Genomic DNA, 14,918 nt, shown 5'->3' with positions numbered 1-14,918 from the left:
GTTGAAAAACACCAAATTATCCTTCATCCTCCGTAGCCAGTTTCTTCACCAGCCAGGGGAGCGTAAGTCCCTGCCCGATAAGCGTAAAAAGTACAACCACAACAGAAATAAAAATAATGGCATTACGCTGCGGGAAAGCACTTCCATCAGATAAAGTAGCCGGTAATCCGATGGCAATAGCCAAAGAAACAATACCCCTCATACCCGACCAGCTGATGATCAAACTGTTTTTAAAATCCAATAACGCCTCTTCTGTAATCTTATGTTTTCCTTTTTGAAAAGCTTTCTGAAGGTTGAACCGCTGTAGAAAAACACGTGCCATCCTGAGTAACAAAGCGACAATGGTAATCACCAAAGAATAACCAATATATGGTAAAATATCTGCACTATTGATGTTTCTATAAACATACGGAAACTGCAGTCCGATTAAAATGAAAATCAATCCGTTCAATAAAAAAATAATAATGTCCCAGATATTTTTCGATTGGTTTTTAAGCTGTTCCGGGAAAACCTTATTGCTGAATCTCGAAATACCCAAACCCAGCATTACCACTGCAATTACGCCCGAAACATGTACCTCTTCTGCAATTAAATAAGTAACAAAAGGCATCAGTAACATAAAACTGATGGTAGCTAACCTGTTATCGTGTATTCTTTTAAGGATGAAAGCCAGGATTCTCGACATGACCATACCAATCAAAAAACCTCCCGCCATTAAAACAGCAAATTCTAAAGATGCTTTCCAAAATACAAAAGCAGTTCCCGTTACTGCCGCCACAGCAAAACGGTAGGCTACCAGCGCCGAAGCATCATTAACCAAACTTTCGCCCTCTAAAATGGTATTCGTTTTATGTGATAAGCCCAATCCTTTCGTAATGCTCATGGCAGCAACTGCATCCGTTGCAGAAAGTATGGCACCCAATACGAATGATATCGGCCAGCTCATCCCCGGAATCATATAATGTGCCACCACAGCAATGCCAACCGCGGTTATAAACACCAGCGATATAGCCAAAGTAAGTATGGTATTAATATTGGTTTTAAACTCTTTAAACGAGATGTTAAAAGCAGCATCGTAAAGTAACGGCGGTAAGAAAATCAGGAAAATAATCTCCGGATTAATATCAATAGGCGGTAAAGAAGGTATAAAACCAACTGCTATACCAGCAATAATCAATAAAATAGGATAGGGGATTTTAATGTGATCGGCAATTGATGATAAACCGATCATTACCGCTAAAATAAATATTACAATGGCATAATTTTCCATATCTGTTTATGTCGATTGTTTTACATGAGCATCGGAACAATGCCGGCAAAATATAGGTTTAGAACCGGATAAAAAAGTTTATCGTCAAAAACTAATTAACAGAAAGCAAATATTGATCAATATTTGCCGCTATAAAAACAAAAAAATTAAAGGATAAGGATGTAATAGAGAGCTTTAAAGAAAAATTACCGCTGTAACCTTGGTCTTTTGCTTTTAAAAGGCTGGTTGGTTTTTGGTTTAGCTGCTTTGGCTGTACTGTCCTCTTCCGATATTTTAACCGTTATTACATTTCCTTTAAAAGTTTCATCATTTAAAGTGGATACAATGTTTTTGGCATCAGGAAGACTGTATATTTCCAAAAAAGCATAACCCTTACATTTGCCCGTAGCCCTGTCGCGCACAATTTTAATTGTTTCTACCCTGCCGTGAAGACTAACCAGTATTGCCAAATCCATCTCTTGGATGTTGTCAGGAAGGCCGCCTATAAAAATCTTAACCATTAATTCAGTAATTTGAGGAACGTCCGGCAAATTCGATCTTGAACCCAGAGTTGTTCTTTTAGACCTGCAAAATAAGCAAAATGATATTCTTACCCAAACAATTGAACGAATTTTGCCTCATTTTTAACACAAAAATGTGAAGTGCTGATGAATGTATTGATGTTGACCGGTAGAAAGTGTAAATTCGCTTTCTAATCATTCAAAAATAGGTCAAATATGAGCATCCCGAGGATAAAATCTTTATTTCTAATTGCGTTACTACTCTTTAGTTTCCAGTTTTTACATGCGAAAATTTTGTTGCCATCGGTTTTTAGCAATAATATGGTGCTGCAGCAAAAAACAAATGCTGCTATTTGGGGCGAAGCCACCGCCGGAAAAGCCGTTAAAATTACGGTTTCGTGGAATAAAATCAATTATGGCGCTATTGCAGATGCCAATGGCAATTGGAAAATCAAAGTTGGAACACCAGCTTATGGCGGACCTTATACCATCACCATTTCGGATGGAGAACTATTGGTGCTTAACAATGTATTGATTGGTGATGTATGGATCTGCTCAGGCCAATCCAATATGGAAATGCCCCTGGCTGGCTGGGGGAAAATAAGTAATTACGAAAAAGAGATTGCAGATGCCAAATTTCCCAATATCCGTTTATTACAGGCAGAACATATTACAAGTAATACTCCACTTAGCGACGCTAAAGTAACCAACGGTGGCTGGCAGGAATGCAGTCCGAAATATATTGCCGAATTTTCATCTACAGCCTATTTCTTTGCCCGCGAAGTGTACGAGAAAACAAAAATTCCAATAGGACTAATCCACACCTCATGGGGCGGAACCATTGCAGAAGCCTGGACCAGTGCCGAATCGCTTAAAAAAATGACCGATTTTTCTGCGGCAGTTGATAAAATCCAACAAGCAGCTAAAAATTCTTCAACGGTTTCATACGACGAAAAAGTAACCAACTGGGTTAAAATGACCACAGAAAAAGATTCTGGTTATCAGGCCGGACAGCTTAAATGGGCCACAGCAGAAACTACAGGCTGGAAAAGCATGACTTTGCCAACGTTGTGGGAAGAAGCTTCACTTAAAAATTTCGATGGCATTGTGTGGTTTAGCAGGAAAGTGAATATTCCGGAAAATTGGAAAACAAGCGGTATAAAACTTAACCTCGGAACCATAGATGATAACGATATTACTTATGTAAATGGTGTAAAAGTTGGCGAAACGGTCGGCTATAATGTAGGTAGAAGCTATGCCATACCTGCAGATTTACTCAAACCAGGCGAAAATATAATTACCGTACGTGTTTTTGATAGTGGCGGCGGCGGTGGCATTTATGGCGAGGCCAAAGATTTAAGTGTGACAAATAATGCGGGTGAGAAAATTTCGCTTGCGGGAGACTGGAGATATAAAATTGGACTTAATTTTAATAACATCGGGCCAAAACCTGCTGATGAAAGTGGCCCTAACCGACCAACGGTTTTATATAACGCCATGATTAATCCTTTTATTCAGTTTTCAATCAAAGGAGCCATTTGGTATCAGGGAGAAAGCAATGCCGACAGGGCTTATCAATACCGTGAATTATTTCCAGTAATGATTAAAGATTGGCGTCAGAAATGGGGGCAGGGTGATTTTCCATTTTATTTTGTTCAATTGGCTAATTATATGCAGGTGGATAATGCCCCGGTTGAATCGGCCTGGGCAGAACTGAGAGAGGCCCAGCAAAAAACACTGGTTTTACCAAATACTGGCATGGCTACCATTATTGATATTGGCGATGCAAAAGATATCCACCCTAAAAATAAACAGGAAGTTGGCCGAAGGTTGGGTTTAATTGCCTTAGCCAAAACTTATGGTCAGAAAAATAATTATTCAGGGCCGGTTTACCAATCGGCTAAAGTTGAAGGAAAACAGATCCGTTTAACTTTTGGCAATACCGAAAATGGATTAAAAGCGGCAGATGGTGCAACACTTACAGGTTTTGCCATTGCAGGAGCTGATAAGAAATTTCACTGGGCCAAAGCAATGATACAAGGGAACCAGATTGTAGTAAGCAGCGATCAGGTTGCCAATCCGGTTGCCGTGCGCTATGCATGGGGAAATAATCCTGTAGCAAATCTTATCGCTAACGATGGCCTTCCGGCCTCGCCATTCAGAACGGATACCTGGCAAGGTATTACTTCTGGCAAAAAATAAATTTTAAAATGACCTTTTTTAAAAAGCCCAACAATTTATCATATCTAAGTTGTTGGGTTTATGTTTTTATGTATTCAAGTATTTGATTATTAGCTTTTTATTTGCTTTTGTCTATTTTTACTAAATCGTTTTATTATTCACTCATATTTGTTAGTTTTATAACAATAATTATCTAACCAATAATCCTTTTTATGAAGAGAATAGTAACCACCATTTGTTTCCTGATTTCCAGTTTAGCCATTCAAAATTTACAAGCCCAAAATTTAACCGAGTTTAATAAAGCACCTTTAAAACAACAGGTTTATGTGCAGTTGCCTATCGGTAGCATAAAAGCGAAAGGATGGTTGTTAAAGCAGCTGGAACAACAGCGTGATGGTGCAACAGGAATGGCCGAAGAACTATATCCTGAAAAAGATAACCTGGGTAAAAATACCGATTGGCTTGGCGGAGATGGTAACGGATGGGAGCGGGTGCCTTACTATGTTAAAGGTTTGGTGGCTTTAGCTTATACATTGGATGATCCTGCACTTAAGGCTAAGGCACAAAAATATATCGATTGGACATTAAATAACCAGCAGCCCAATGGCTTGTTTGGTCCGCCAAAAATGAAAGATTGGTGGCCACGTATGCCTATGATGTATGCCCTTCAAAGTTATTATGAGGCTACAAATGATAAAAGGGTAATTCCTTTCCTTTCTAAATATTTTAAGTACCAACTGGCCAATTTAGATGCTGATCCTTTAAAAGAATGGGGCAAATCAAGAGCTGGCGATAATATGGAAATTGCCATCTGGCTTTACAATAAAACCGGCGATCAGGACCTGTTAAAGCTGGTAGAAAAATTAAAAGAACAAGCTTACCCCTGGATAGATATTTATACCAATAACGAATTTTACTTTTATGGGGATGATTTTCAGCCAAAACACATGGTTAATGTAGCTCAGGCATTAAAATTTCCTGTTGTTTATGCACAACTAAACGATCTGCCTGTCAATCGCGATGCCCTTTTAAAAGGAATCCAACACATCATGCACGATCATGGTCAGCCAGAAGGTTTGGGCTCAGGTACGGAGTTTCTTGCCGGTACCAGCAGCATAGAAGGGGTAGAAACCTGTACCGTAGTAGAATGGATGCAGAGTTTAGAAACTGCTGCCAAAGTAATCCATGAGGCTAAAATTGGCGATCAGCTCGAAAAAGTTGCTTTTAATGCTTTACCTGCTCAGTTTAGCAGAGATTTTAAAAATCATTCATATTATACCTTACCCAATCAGGTACAAAGTGTACATGGCGATCATGGCTTTAATCAGGATTATGGCTCTGGCATCGTTTCAAGTCCATATTCAGGTTATGGCTGCTGCCGCTATAATATGCATATGGGCTGGCCTTACTTTGTAAAAAGCAGTGTAGTGGCCACACCAGATCATGGCCTTGCCGTAATTACTTATGGGCCAATGGAAATAGAGACGCTGGTAGCAGGAAGTAAAAAGATAAAGATTACCGAAGAAACCAATTACCCATTTGAAGAACAGATTAAACTCAATATCGGTCTTGCAGCGTCAACATCATTTCCGTTAATCTTGAGAATTCCAACCTGGAGCATTAAACCTACCATAAAATTAAATGGAACCTTATTAAGCGGTGTAAAAGCAGGAGAAATGTTTACGATCAGCCGCGAATGGAAAAATCAGGATCAATTGGAGCTCAATTTCCCAATGCAGATAAGCACTCAAACACAGGTAAATAATTCAGTAAGTGTAATGCATGGCCCGATTGTTTATGCATTAGAAATCAAAGCCGAAAATAAAATAACAAAAACACATCCCGTTGAAGGTTTTGCAGATTATGAAATCCGTCCCGCATCACCATGGAATTACGGTCTGTTATTAGCTAAGGGAAATTTAAACAAAACCGTTAAAGTTGAAAAATCTACCATGCCCGAAAATCCTTTTATCGCAGCAGCATCACCTGTGAAATTGAAAATTCAGGGTAGAAAAATACCATCCTGGGGTTTAGGATATAACAAGGTTGCTGCTTTTGATGTGCCTTTTAGTCCGGTTTCCTCGAATGAAAAAGACGAAGAAATCACTTTAGTGCCTTACGGATCAGAAAATATCCGCTTAAGCTGTTTTCCGGTAATTGGTCAACCTAAGAAAGTAAGTAAAAGCCTGATTGAAAATTTTGATAAAGGAATGGCTGCCGATTGGGTTTTTTACGGTGGTGGCTGGTTTTGGAAAGATGGACAAGTTAATTCGGCCTCAAATGCTGGCTCTGGCGGTTACGGTATCAATGGTTCTAAATATGTAGCCAATGGCACAGATTTTAAAGATTTTACCTACCAGGCCGATGTAAAGATCAATACCGCAGGCGATGCTGGTTTAATGTTCAGGGTTTCCAATCCGGCAATCGGACCTGATGCTTACCAGGGGTATTACGTAGGTCTAAATCAACTTGATGGAACAGTACAGTTAGGTAAAGCGAGCGATCAAAAATGGATTGTTTTAAGCTCAGTAAAATACCCTGTTGAAATGAACAAAGTGTACACACTGAAAATTGTTGCAAGAGGCGATAAATTTGATATTTTTATAAACGGATCGGCTAAAGCCGTTCTTTCTGCAACTGATAGCCAATATCAATCTGGTAGTATAGGATTAAGGGCATACAAGGCATTGGCCAGCTTCGATTCAGTAAAGATTAACGCTTTTTAACATCGGTTAATGTGCATAATAAACTTTGCGGCAGGAAATTTGTTGACATGTTAGCAATAAAAAAATAAAAATTATGAAATTATACAAATCAATCCCTTTAATGCTCTTTGGCCTGGCCCTTGCTGCAGGTTGTGTAAGTAATAAAAAATACGCTGAACTTCAGGATACTTATTCGAAATTGAGAGAAAGAAATCAGGAACTCAGCAATAAATATCAGGATAGCCAACGCGAACTTAGCGGAAGCACCAGCAGGGTAAAAAGTTTAGAAGAACAGATTGCTTCAGAAAGAGCTAATGTTACCGCTTTACAAGACGCCCTGAACAAATGTTTAAACTCGAGTAACCAAGGGAACGTTAATATCTCGAAACTGGTTGATGAAATTAACAGTTCGAATAAATACATCAAACAACTGGTAAATGCCAAAAACAAAAGTGATTCGCTTAACATGGTATTAACCAATAATTTAACCCGTTCATTAAGCAGGGAAGAACTTGGAGATGTTGATGTACAGGTGCTTAAAGGTGTGGTTTATATCTCTTTAGCCGACAATATGCTTTATAAATCGGGTAGTTACGAGGTTTCTGATAAAGCTGGAGAAACTTTAAGCAAAATCGCTAAAATCATTAAAGATTACGATACTTATGATGTGTTGATTGAAGGTAATACCGATAATGTGCCAATTACGCAGACCAATATCCGTAACAACTGGGATTTAAGCGCCTTACGTGCTTCATCAGTGGTTCAGGTATTGCAAACTAAATATGCTGTCGATCCTAAACGCTTAACAGCAGGTGGCCGTGGCGAGTTTAACCCAATTGCAGATAATGCAACTGCTGGAGGGAAAGCCAAAAACAGACGTACACAGATTATTATTACGCCTAAGCTGGATCAGTTTATGGATCTGATTGGAAAAGCTCCTGAGCAATCACAAAAATAAGTTTATCAATAATACCGTTTTAAAAGGCTGAAATTAATTTTTCAGCCTTTTTTATAGGTAATGTTTTTCTTTTTAATATTTAGTTAACTGCTCGGGCCATCTAAAATATATATCTTTATAACTATAATTCTATGATGGTTTTCGCCATTTATTAATGTATATTTGATTATATCAGTAATCTTATTATTATTCTTTTCTCTCACTGATGTACCATTACGGTATTCTCTAATCTTTTATTTAGGTGAGTATTTATTATTCCGGTCACCGAATTGTTTATGCAATGATGATTGGTCTTATTCAAAAATAAACATTTAAGATTCATGAGTAGAGACAAAAAGAAAGAGGCCAGTGTAAACAAAAAAGCACCCTCAGATTATCAGTCCGGGAAAGGTAAATCTGCAAAAACTGAAATTGATCCCTTCGCCAAAAAACCGGGTAAAAATGGCAAATAATGATCAAAAAGTTCAGGCAAAGGTTTTTTTGTATGAATTGAACAATACCAGGCACGAATATGGCTTTTCAGCAAACGAAGAGTGGACATTGGATTTAGCGACAAATACACAGAAAAAAGACCTGGAAAATAAATATTATCCTATTCTATCATTAACTGTGGCACCAGAAAATATTATGGGTATGCTCGATCTTTTAGAAGATAAACTGGGAAATGCGGTTAGCAATATCAAAGATAGCCTTGACCATAAGAAAATTTCAAAAGAATCGATCAATCTATTGGCTTATTGTGTTGCCAGGTTAAAGCATTAAGCAATGTAAAAGTTGCATCACAGATTATCATCTTGATGATTCATCTATTTGTATGAAAATCAATATAAAATACAGTCTTCTGTAAGATTGGAGAGATTGTCATTCCCAACCCGATAGCTCGCAGGTTGGGAATCTTAAAGCCTATCATCTTAAGATTCCCGCTTTCGTGGGAAAGATGACATTTTATTAAGTGCAGTTAAAAGCTCAAATACCAAAAAATCAGGAAATACTGATTGTTTTCTTTTGTTGGTTTAAATAAGCCGTAATTTGATTCAATGTAATACACCTGGTGGCTCTAACTGCTGATTTCAAGACCTCAGAACTCACTCCAAGGCGGTTTGCCCAATAATTACGGTCTGTTTCTTCGGATAGTAGGATAATTTCTTCCTTAATGCCTGTGGTTTGATTGAGATTTTTCATAGATGGATGATTAATTCGGTAATAACACTTAAAAACCCGTTTTGTTTGATAAAAATAGCTTTTTTTGTTTGAAATAACAAGCTGTAATGCAGTTAGTTGTGTTAAATAATCGTAATCTCTATGTTTTCTATAGTTTAATTAGTAAAAATCGATTTATCAGGTACGGCACTATCGATACAATCCAAAGCTTACTGAATAGCTAAATTGTTTTGCTAAGTAAGAATAACCCATATAATGATTGGAAAAATCAGAATTGATATATTTACTTATTTAATTAGAAAAAAAACGTTTTAGTATAGCTTTAAGTTGTGCGTATAATTGTGTTTATGTATTTTTAATTCTACATTTTTTGATTATAATTGCCAAATTTTTTTACAGATATTTATGAGTGATAAAAGAAGGGGAGAGGTTATTCAGATCAATATTGAACTAGGCATTGGAATCATAATGGATGAAAATGGTCAGGATATTCATTTTCGTCTGGATGCAATACCCAATGAAATTATAATAAATTCGAAAGTAACTTTTGAGATACAGTTAACAGCCCAAGGTCTTTCTGCCATGAATGTTGAGGTGGAAAAAGAAAAACTCTGGCCCAGCCTATGTAATTTATAATTGCTAAGAATTTATTCTGTAGTAGGCAAGCTGAAATAAAAGGTAGAACCTTCTCCGAATTTACTTTCCGCCCAGATTTTTCCCTGATGCCTTTCTATTACTTCGGCGCAGATATATAAACCAACGCCAAAGCCCGCAATGGTTTGCGTAACCAAACTCTCTACCCGGAAAAACCGGTCGAAAAGCTTAGGGATATCGCTTTCTTTAATACCTATTCCCTCGTCTTCTACACTCACCACTAATTCACCTTTTCTTTTTTCGCATTTTATGGCAATTAAAGATTCTTTTTTTGAATATTTGGCCGCATTACTGATCAGGTTGTTCACCACATTGCCGATTTTTTCCCGGTCAGCATTTACAATCATCCCCTCAGATCCGATTACCTGTATAAAATGACTTGGTAAAATTACCCTGTTTTCTTCTGCAATGGTTTTAATCAAATCTACAAGGTCGAAATCTGTTCTATTTAGTAAAATTTTGCCCGATTCCAGTAGGGATACATTTAAGAAACCATCTATCATCAACGACATTCTTTTCAACTGAACATTAATCTTATCCAGCGTTTCTGTCGTAAATTCATTATCGGTTTCTTTAAGTTTATATTGTAAAAGCTGCACATAAGCGTTTAAGGCGGTTAATGGTGTTTTAAGCTCATGACTTACCATTCCTATAAAATCATTTTTTCTGATCTCATCCTGTTTATGCTCTGTGATATCCAAAACAGCTCCGGCAATATAAACACCCTTTCCCTGTTCATTGTAATAAGCCTTTCCAGCCGTTCTTAACCATTTTGTTTTGGCTTTAATCCCGTTTATATTGATCTGATATTCAATATTAAATGCTTCTTTGTTATGTAGTGCTTTCCTGATGCTACTGGTTAGTAATGTTAAATTTTCGGGACTGATGAGCGATTTTGCTTCATCCAGACTTAATTTATTGCTATCCAGTTCGTAAATCTGCTGTGCCCTTTCTGATAAAAGTACTTTTTTGCTTTCGATATCAATATTCCAGGAACCCATTTCTGAAGCATCCATAGCAATTTTTAGAATATCTTTCGCCTTAAGCAGTTCCTTTTTAAAGTTTACCTGTTCAGTAATATCTTTAATAATTACTAAAATGCTGGTTACTTCATTTTTATCGTTTTTTAGCGGCTGGTACATGGCTATAAAGTAGCCATCAGCTATGGGTGTCGAAATTTTAAGTTCATTTAATGTTAAAGGTTCACCCGTTTTAAAAATATCCTTTACACGGCTTAATATCTGTCTTTGTAAACCAAGTTCCTGTCGTGATTCTTCTTGTGGGATGCCAATTACTTCTTTTCTGGTTTTGCCCCAAAGTTTTAAAATATTATCGTTTGCATACTCCGTAATTAGCTCCCTGCCCCGTAGTACGCACATACCCAAGGGTGCCTGCTCAAAAAAGCCCCTAAATCTTGCTTCGCTTTCAGAAAGTTCGAATAAAATATGCTCGAGATCATTTTCATTGGTGGGAATTTCTTTAAGCGAACAAACGATATATTCAACTGGATTTTGACCCTGAAACACCGGAGAAAATTCAAGCTCCCAATTCACATTTGGTGAATTGGAATAAATGGGATGGATAATTAAACTGTTTTTTGTTTTAAGCTCGCTTACTTTGTGTACTGTTTTAATGAGTAAATCCTTTTCCCGGTTAGATAACAGATTAGGGATTGCATCAATGTCGTAAAACTTTAATTCCCCTCCAATCCGCTCTATTAAAGCCTGATAAGCATCATTATGCTCCACTACCACCAATACAGGTTTTATCTTAAAAATAATCAGGGGTGATTTGGAGTGTTTTAATAATGCTTTTAGAAATGAAGAGGTTAAATCGATCATAAAATTGAATTGGCGCTTTACCAAATATAATCTTTAGGACGTTAATTGCCAACAGATTTGCTATGAAAGCATAATATTTATACTACAAAAATGTAGTATATGTACAGAGGTTATGTAACTTTTCAATATATAATCACTAGAAAACAGTAGTGAGCATTTATTTTTATGGATAAATTATTTTTAGCTAAACATTTTTCCTGGATCTGTGTTTCAGAAATAGGTAGATAATATTTTCGTTTGTCGTTCTTTTTGAGCGATTATTTTGCAGTTACACAATAGATAAAACATGAATCCCGAAAACATTTATTCAGAAGATAAGTGGCTACCTTTTAATGGCTTTTCGCCATTGATAAAAGTATATAGATTGTTTCACGACTTAACGCCTGAAATAGAATTTATCATTAATAGCCATACCTTTCCTGTTACTTTTAAAAAAAATAAGTTTATAACTTCCCCATTGCACCGCGATAAATGTACATACCTCATTTTAAATGGTATTGTAAGGGGGTATATGAAAGAAGATAACCAGGAAATAACCACCTGGATTGCAAAAGAAAACGAATTTGTTGGTAACATTAGTAATTTTTGGGATGAAAGCCAGCCTACTGAGGAGTATGTACAGGCTCTTGAAGATGTAGTTGCTATAGCTGTTCCCTACACCATGTCGAAACTGTTATACCTTAATTACCAGATTGTAAACTATGTAAGCCGGAAAATAACCCAGCTACATTATTTGCAGGCCTGCGAAAGAGCACTTATTTCAAGGTTACAATCCGCAGAGAAACGATACCTCAGGTTTATGAAATCTTATCCGGAACTGGTTAACAGGGTTCCTCTAAAATATATTGCTTCATTTTTATGCATGAGATTGGAAACCTTAAGCCGAATCAGGTCAAAGCTGGCGCTGCAGTTTACAGAAATACAATAATCATGATTGAAAGATCGCATATGAGATACTAAGGTATTTGAGTTCAAATGTTATTTTAATATCAAAAAAATGTAAAGTGAAATCGTAGAAATAACGGTATGGAATTCTAAATGTATTGGCATACTGAGTAAAAGTGACTAATTTGTAATACATTTTGCTTAATAATGTTATAGAAAATATTGTGTTTTTACCTGATAAAATAGTTTTTTTATTTTTTTAATAAAAATTATTGCATTGTTAATCAGGTTGTTATATTTTGTTTTTGATTTAAATACGTCATTTGTACGATTTAACATTTCTTGCTTACATTTTTTTAAAAATTTATATATATTTGTTCTTACCCTTTCGAGGGTATGTTTTTCATAGGTAGATGTAGGGTCAGAACAATGTTCTGGCCCTTTTTTTATTTTAATCCCTCCAGAAAACCTATTTTTGTTTCATGATGAAAAAGAAAGTAATTGTTGCTGTTACAGGTGCCAGTGGTGCTATATATGCCAAGGTTTTATTCGATCAGTTATATGCGTTGAGAGATCAGATTGAAGCGGTTGGTGTGGTAATGAGCGATAATGCAAAAGAGGTATGGCAGTTCGAACTCAACAACCAGAACTATAACGATTTTAAAGACTTTACTTTTTATAATAAGAACGATTTTAATGCGCCTTTTGCGTCAGGATCGGCAAAATACGACACCATGATTATCGTTCCTTGCTCAATGGGTACTTTAGGCCGTATTGCGCATGGCATATCGAACGATTTGATTTCGAGGGCTGCAGATGTAGTGCTAAAAGAGCGAAGAAAGTTGATTGCTGTAGTTAGAGACACGCCTTTCAGCTTGATCCATATTAACAACATGAAAATGGTTACCGAAGCAGGTGGAATTATCTGTCCTGCAAATCCATCTTTTTATAGTTTGCCCAAAACCATAGAAGAAGTTGCAGGTACAGTAATTAGCAGGGTGTTGGATTTAGCAGGTTTTGAGCAGGAAAGTTATCGGTGGAATGAATAAAGTTTGGAGTTTTAAGTTGGGAGTTTAGAGTAAACCAGTCTGCTCTGTTAAATTTTCCAAACTCCAAACACCCAACTGCAAACTAGTCTTTTGTTAATTCACTGTAATTTGTGCGCTATGGCCTGTACAAACTCCTAACTCCGAACAAATTTCTTATCTTTGCAGGCTCAATGAAAAAGGTCGCATTTTATACATTAGGTTGTAAACTCAATTTCTCTGAAACATCAACCATCGGTCGTTTATTTACCGATGCCGGTTACGCTGTGGTAGAATTTCAGGATCAGGCCGATGTGTATGTGATTAATACCTGCTCTGTTACCGAGCATGCGGATAAAAAATGCCGTAAAGTTGTTAAAGAGGCTTTAAAGTATTCACCTAATGCATTTGTAACCATTGTAGGTTGCTATGCGCAATTAAAACCACAAGAAATTGCCGAAATAGAAGGTGTTGATATGGTTTTAGGTGCTGCAGAAAAATTCAGGATTGTAGAATACATTACCGATTTAACCAAGCAGCCTAAAGCTGTGGTTCATCAGCAAAATATAGAAAAAGTTAACCATAATTTTATTGCCTCTTATTCAATTGGCGATAGAACACGTACTTTCTTAAAAGTGCAGGATGGTTGCGATTACCCATGTACCTATTGTACCATTCCTTTGGCTCGTGGCGCAAGCCGTAGTGATACCATTGAGAATGTGGTTAACCGTGCTAAAATGATTGCCGAAAGTGGTGTGAAAGAAATCGTATTAACAGGAGTAAATCTTGGCGATTTCGGGATCCGTAACGGCCAGCGTGAAGATAAATTTTTCGATCTGGTTAAAGCACTGGATGAAGTAGAAGGAATCGAAAGAATCCGTATTTCATCAATAGAGCCTAATCTTTTGAGTAACGAAATCATCGAATTTGTGGCTACATCAAAAAGATTTGTTCCGCATTTTCATATTCCTTTACAGTCTGGTTCCGATAAAATTTTAGGTTTAATGCGCCGCCGTTACCGCAGGGATTTGTACGTAGAGCGTGTTGCCAAAATTAAAGAGGTAATGCCACATTGCTGTATTGGTGTAGATGTGATTGTGGGTTTTCCTGGCGAAACAAAAGAAGACTTTTTAGATACTTATCAGTTTTTAAATCAGCTTGATATTTCTTACCTGCATGTATTTACTTATTCTGAACGCGAATTAACTGCAGCGGCTGAAATGAAAGGTGTGGTAACGGGAAGTGAGCGTAACGAGCGTAGTAAAATGCTCCATATTTTATCTGATAAAAAACGCAGGGCTTTTTACGAATCTCAAATAGGTACCGAAGGCGAAGTGCTTTTCGAAGCTGACCAAAAATCAGGCTATATGCACGGCTTTACTAAAAACTATGTAAAAGTACGTGCCAAATACGATCCTTTGATGGTAAACGAATTAAAAGCCGTTAAGCTTTTAGAAATTACCGCCGATGGTGAGGTTGAAGTTGCGGAGCTGGAAACGGTTTACGCGCACCATTAAAAGACTTTAGTCGGAAGTCCTTAGTCCGAAGTCTATAATTATAGCCTGTCATCCCCTCGGTTTGTCATCCTGAGCGTAGTCGAAGGATCTTAAGTGATGGAAAATGTAAGATGGATGATGGAATTGATGCGACGCTGTCCAACAAATGTTTTGCTTATCGATTTTGTCTTTATTCTTATCCCAAGGATTGCTATAATAAGTTAATTAAACCTGATCGGAGC

13 protein-coding genes are annotated in these 14,918 nt (G+C 37.0%); 9 read left to right on the top strand and 4 right to left on the bottom strand.

Annotated elements, in window-relative coordinates; genetic code table 11:
- Positions 1-16: 16 nt before the first annotated feature.
- Positions 17-1,270, bottom strand: a complete 1,254-nt coding sequence (locus U859_RS0108000; protein WP_025142882.1) for a Na+/H+ antiporter — start codon at positions 1,268-1,270, stop codon at positions 17-19.
- 185 nt (positions 1,271-1,455) lie between these two features.
- The gene (locus U859_RS0107995; protein WP_025142881.1) at positions 1,456-1,770 is read right to left on the bottom strand and encodes an RNA recognition motif domain-containing protein; all 315 of its coding nucleotides are present in this window, start codon (positions 1,768-1,770) and stop codon (positions 1,456-1,458) included.
- Between the two features lie 216 nt (positions 1,771-1,986).
- Between U859_RS0107995 and U859_RS0107990 the strand changes: the two genes are divergently transcribed.
- The 5 genes from U859_RS0107990 to U859_RS0107970 all read left to right on the top strand — a co-directional run bounded on the left by U859_RS0107990 (position 1,987) and on the right by U859_RS0107970 (position 8,376).
- Positions 1,987-3,972 carry a sialate O-acetylesterase gene (locus U859_RS0107990; protein ID WP_029985568.1) on the top strand — a complete coding sequence of 662 codons (1,986 nt, stop codon included), beginning with the start codon at positions 1,987-1,989 and terminating at the stop codon, positions 3,970-3,972.
- 191 nt (positions 3,973-4,163) lie between these two features.
- Positions 4,164-6,677 carry a beta-L-arabinofuranosidase domain-containing protein gene (locus U859_RS0107985; protein ID WP_025142879.1) on the top strand — a complete coding sequence of 838 codons (2,514 nt, stop codon included), beginning with the start codon at positions 4,164-4,166 and terminating at the stop codon, positions 6,675-6,677.
- Positions 6,678-6,750: 73 nt separating this feature from the next.
- Positions 6,751-7,614 carry an OmpA family protein gene (locus tag U859_RS0107980; RefSeq protein WP_025142878.1) on the top strand — a complete coding sequence of 288 codons (864 nt, stop codon included), beginning with the start codon at positions 6,751-6,753 and terminating at the stop codon, positions 7,612-7,614.
- Between the two features lie 320 nt (positions 7,615-7,934).
- A complete protein-coding gene (locus U859_RS32470; RefSeq protein WP_262496787.1) occupies positions 7,935-8,066 on the top strand; it encodes a hypothetical protein in 132 nt (43 codons plus the stop codon).
- A complete protein-coding gene (locus tag U859_RS0107970) occupies positions 8,056-8,376 on the top strand; it encodes a hypothetical protein (RefSeq protein WP_025142877.1) in 321 nt (106 codons plus the stop codon). Before U859_RS32470 ends, U859_RS0107970 begins: the two co-directional genes overlap by 11 nt.
- A gap of 219 nt (positions 8,377-8,595) precedes the next feature.
- Here U859_RS0107970 and U859_RS0107965 read toward each other — a convergent pair whose 3' ends face one another.
- The gene (locus U859_RS0107965; protein WP_025142876.1) at positions 8,596-8,796 is read right to left on the bottom strand and encodes a DUF3606 domain-containing protein; all 201 of its coding nucleotides are present in this window, start codon (positions 8,794-8,796) and stop codon (positions 8,596-8,598) included.
- Between the two features lie 384 nt (positions 8,797-9,180).
- Between U859_RS0107965 and U859_RS0107960 the strand changes: the two genes are divergently transcribed.
- Positions 9,181-9,411 carry a hypothetical protein gene (locus U859_RS0107960; protein WP_025142875.1) on the top strand — a complete coding sequence of 77 codons (231 nt, stop codon included), beginning with the start codon at positions 9,181-9,183 and terminating at the stop codon, positions 9,409-9,411.
- A gap of 11 nt (positions 9,412-9,422) precedes the next feature.
- On the opposite strand, the gene U859_RS31580 is transcribed toward U859_RS0107960, so the two are convergent.
- Entirely contained in the window at positions 9,423-11,270 is a 1,848-nt protein-coding gene (locus U859_RS31580; RefSeq protein ID WP_025142874.1) for an ATP-binding protein, read from the bottom strand.
- Positions 11,271-11,556: 286 nt separating this feature from the next.
- Here U859_RS31580 and U859_RS0107950 point away from each other — a divergent pair, with 286 nt between their 5' ends.
- From U859_RS0107950 to mtaB, 3 genes are all read left to right on the top strand, one after another.
- The gene (locus tag U859_RS0107950; protein ID WP_025142873.1) at positions 11,557-12,198 is read left to right on the top strand and encodes a Crp/Fnr family transcriptional regulator; all 642 of its coding nucleotides are present in this window, start codon (positions 11,557-11,559) and stop codon (positions 12,196-12,198) included.
- 439 nt (positions 12,199-12,637) lie between these two features.
- Positions 12,638-13,204: a UbiX family flavin prenyltransferase gene (locus tag U859_RS0107940; protein WP_025142872.1), complete on the top strand. Its 567-nt coding sequence runs from the start codon at positions 12,638-12,640 to the stop codon at positions 13,202-13,204.
- A gap of 170 nt (positions 13,205-13,374) precedes the next feature.
- Entirely contained in the window at positions 13,375-14,697 is a 1,323-nt protein-coding gene (mtaB, locus tag U859_RS0107935; RefSeq protein WP_025142871.1) for a tRNA (N(6)-L-threonylcarbamoyladenosine(37)-C(2))-methylthiotransferase MtaB, read from the top strand.
- The last annotated feature ends 221 nt before the right edge of the window (positions 14,698-14,918 follow it).

It is taken from the genome of Pedobacter jeongneungensis, assembly GCF_000633455.1.
Classification (GTDB): Bacteria; Bacteroidota; Bacteroidia; order Sphingobacteriales; family Sphingobacteriaceae; genus Pedobacter; species Pedobacter jeongneungensis_A.
The sequence above is the reverse complement of the archived record's forward strand: the minus strand, read 5'-3'. Positions and strand labels throughout refer to the sequence as shown.